The following is a 3,047-nucleotide window of genomic DNA, read 5'->3' as shown; positions in this document are numbered from 1 at the left end:
GAGGCGACTCGTCATTGGGTAAAGAACGATGGCGAACGGTCCAGCTCGCTATAGAGGACAGCGGCCGGACCATCCGGCTAATCGCCATTCTGCTCGCCTCAAGTCCAATCGCGGCACTGATCACGGCAATCAAGTAGTCAGCCCGAAGCGAATTCGGCCCGCCGACGGCCTGACTGAAGCAGCGTACGGCGAGGCTTAGCGCCCTGTCTCGCCGTACGCCCTGCCATGATGTCCCCTCAGTCGCAACTGTCCAGGGGGGGACCATGCGTTTCCGCTCCACCATCACTGCCATCGCCATCGCCATCGCGGCCGCCATGCTCACTGCCTGCACCAGCACCACTGAGCACAGCACGACCAGTTCCAGGCCGAAGGCCACGGCCGGCGACCTCACGCAGAAGCAGAAGGATGACGCCCTCGCGGCCGCCGGCATCCCGCCCGAGCCAACCGCAGCCAAGAGGGCCGAACTACTGCGCGCCCTCGCTGCGGCCAACCCCGACATCGTCAAGTACGAGGACAAGGCCATCGATGCCGCCCGCAACCAGTGCAGCGCAATCAACGGAGGCGGCGCCCGGCTCGACTACTTGGCCGCGCAGCGCTTCACGTACAAGGACGTAACCACCAGCGAAGCGCAGGGCAAGCAGATCAACGCGGCGCTCAAGGGCATCGGCTTCTGCAAGGTCTGACGTGAGCTAGTTGCTTTCCTGGCCGGCCTGATCCACCCTGAGCGCAAGTCCGGCGTGCCGGACGTAGGAGCCGCTACGGAAACCGATCCGTGGCCCCAGAGGTCTGGCTGCTGAACGCGGCTGACAAAGCCACCGACCGAGCTCACCCCCCGACGTGAACGCCCGCCGTGAGCAGTCGGGGGTTTATCCTCCTTCGGCCCCGCTGCCAGGCGGGGCCGAAGTGCGTCCGGGGGTGACCGACCCATGGGCAAGGCAACCCCCGTTACCGACGCTGAGCGCAAACGAGTCCTCGAACTGCATGCGGTGGGCAAGGGCCGCAACGAAATTGCGGCCGAGCGAGGGCGGTCCAGGCGGACGATCAGCGAGATCGCCAAGGGTGCACCTGTGCAGGGACGGCACGGTCGTCGAGTCCTGCGACCCGAAAGCCCTCGACCTCCTCCGGTTCTGCTTCAGCCTGGACGACAACCCGTACCTGCCGCCGGCCTACGTCGCCACCCTCAAGCTGGAATACCAGGGCCTCTTCTACCGGCGGTTCGTCCTCCGGACTCGACGGCCGGTCCTGCAATCCCGCATCACCGTGCAGCCGCCGGCGATCTACCCACTTGCCGGCGCATGCGCGAGAGATGCTCATCTCAGCGGAGACGCGGGCGATGGGACGTGTCTGGCACCGCTTCACGAGCCGCCTACGGCCCTCGACGCTCAGGGGCGCATTCGCGTGGGGCACTCGTCGTCCTCTCGGAGTCGGACGACGGCAGGCGCGACGCCTGTCGTGCGCCGCCTGCCGCATTGCGGCCTTTCAGTCCCGCGGTGCGACGCGGATACGGTTCCCGTCAGGATCGGCTGCGAGGAAGGTCAGCCCGAACCCCGGATCATGAGGCTCGCGCAGGATCGTGACGCCCCTGGACTTCCAGTGCTTGAAGATCGCGTCGAGCTCGTCGGGTCCACCGTCGATGGCCAGGCACACCTCACCGGTGCGCGGGACGTCCGGTGACAGATCCTCGAACTGGTCAGACCACAGGGCGAGGTCAGCGCCTGGCCCGAGGTCGAAGGTGATGTATCCCGGAGTCTCGAACGAGGGGCTCATGCCGAGGAGGTCGCCGTAGAAGCGAGCTGCGGCGGGAGCGTCGTTCACGTAGACGATGGACACGACGGATGTGGTCATGGTTGTTCCTTCTCACAGGTCGTAGGTGCGCATCCATCAGCCTGACCGGGATATGCGCCGCATCGTGTCGCCATTCTCGAAAAAATCGGTGTGTGACCCCAGACCGCTTCTTCTCCCTGATGCTGCTGCTCGAATCGAGGGATGCCGTGACCACACAGGAACTTGCCTCCGCGCTCGGGGTGTCCCTTCGAACCATCACCCGGGACCTGAACTGGCTCCGCGACGCCGGTCTGCCGGTGACCGCGCAACGGGGCCGCCTCGGAGGCGTGACCATGCTGCCCGGGTCCGGGCCCGACCTCACGAGGCTCACACCGGGCGAGCGTGATCATCTGGTGCTCACCGGGCTGGACGAGAAGCAACGTGCGGAGCTCAACGCATCGGTCGAAAGCCGGCGCGCGCTCTCCAAGATCGCCGCTGCGCAGCCACGTCGAGTTCATGAGCTCCTGCCGCTCACCGACGTAGTGCACGTGGACAGCCGTCCCTGGCTCCAGGCCCGTACTTCCGGCACGATTCCGGCTTCGCTGATCGGCCCCGTGCGGCGCGGTCGCCGACTGCGGATCGAGTACGACAGCCCACGCGAGTCATGCCCACGCGACCTGGTCGTGGATCCCTACGGGCTGTTCGCCAAGGCCGGCACCTGGTACCTCGTAGCCGACTGTGCCCGAGTGCCACGGATGTACCGACTCGAACGGATCACGACGTGGAAAGAATTCGACCAGCCACGACGGATCCGCGAGAGCCAGACCCTGGCCACCGTCGCTGCAGCGCTCATCGATCAGTGGGAACACAACCACGCGATAGAGGTCAGCGCCACCATCGACCAGACCCAGATCGAGCGAGCGCAACGGATCTTTGGCCAACGACTCGTCCGGGACGACCATGAGGAATCCGCCACCGGCCACAAGGTGACGATCCGCTTCCTGCATCTGGAGGACGTGCGAGCACTACTGCCGTTCGGGAGCGCCATCACTGTGCACGGCCCCACCGAAGCCAGGGCTCACCTCCGCGACCTCGCCGCCAACCTTGCCCACCACTATGCGCCGTCACCAACGTCCTGACCCGCAACAACCGGGTTCTGTCTTTGTGGCCGGCGTCGGGTCCATACGAGGATGCTCGCAGGTGGAGTGCCGCCTGGCAGGCGATCGCGAGCTTGTCGGTTCGTGTGGCCAGGCCGCGCCGCTGCTTGAGACGGCTGATGCACC

The 3,047-nt window shown here is 66.1% G+C and carries 3 protein-coding genes and 1 pseudogene; 2 read left to right on the top strand and 2 right to left on the bottom strand.

What is annotated here, in order from left to right; translation table 11 throughout:
* The first annotated feature begins 263 nt into the window (after positions 1-263).
* The gene (locus tag LQ326_RS46935) at positions 264-683 is read left to right on the top strand and encodes a hypothetical protein (protein ID WP_234545334.1); all 420 of its coding nucleotides are present in this window, start codon (positions 264-266) and stop codon (positions 681-683) included.
* A gap of 514 nt (positions 684-1,197) precedes the next feature.
* Here LQ326_RS46935 and LQ326_RS46930 read toward each other — a convergent pair.
* Positions 1,198-1,407, bottom strand: a pseudogene (locus LQ326_RS46930) (helix-turn-helix domain-containing protein); the annotation flags it as partial.
* Between the two features lie 72 nt (positions 1,408-1,479).
* Positions 1,480-1,845, bottom strand: coding sequence for a VOC family protein (locus LQ326_RS46925; protein WP_234545333.1), 366 nt, complete (start codon positions 1,843-1,845; stop codon positions 1,480-1,482).
* 92 nt (positions 1,846-1,937) lie between these two features.
* Here LQ326_RS46925 and LQ326_RS46920 point away from each other — a divergent pair, with 92 nt between their 5' ends.
* Positions 1,938-2,903: a helix-turn-helix transcriptional regulator gene (locus tag LQ326_RS46920; RefSeq protein WP_234545332.1), complete on the top strand. Its 966-nt coding sequence runs from the start codon at positions 1,938-1,940 to the stop codon at positions 2,901-2,903.
* Positions 2,904-3,047 lie beyond the last annotated feature (144 nt).

The sequence above is a fragment of the Streptomyces shenzhenensis genome, assembly GCF_021462265.1.
Taxonomy (GTDB): Bacteria; Actinomycetota; Actinomycetes; order Streptomycetales; family Streptomycetaceae; genus Streptomyces; species Streptomyces shenzhenensis.
The sequence above is the reverse complement of the archived record's forward strand: the minus strand, read 5'-3'. Positions and strand labels throughout refer to the sequence as shown.

Coding starts and splice junctions, on each gene's coding strand:
- LQ326_RS46935 (WP_234545334.1), top strand. CDS start 264: ATGCGTTTCCGCTCCACCATCACTGCCATCGCCATCGCCATCGCGGCC.
- LQ326_RS46925 (WP_234545333.1), bottom strand. CDS start 1,845: ATGACCACATCCGTCGTGTCCATCGTCTACGTGAACGACGCTCCCGCC.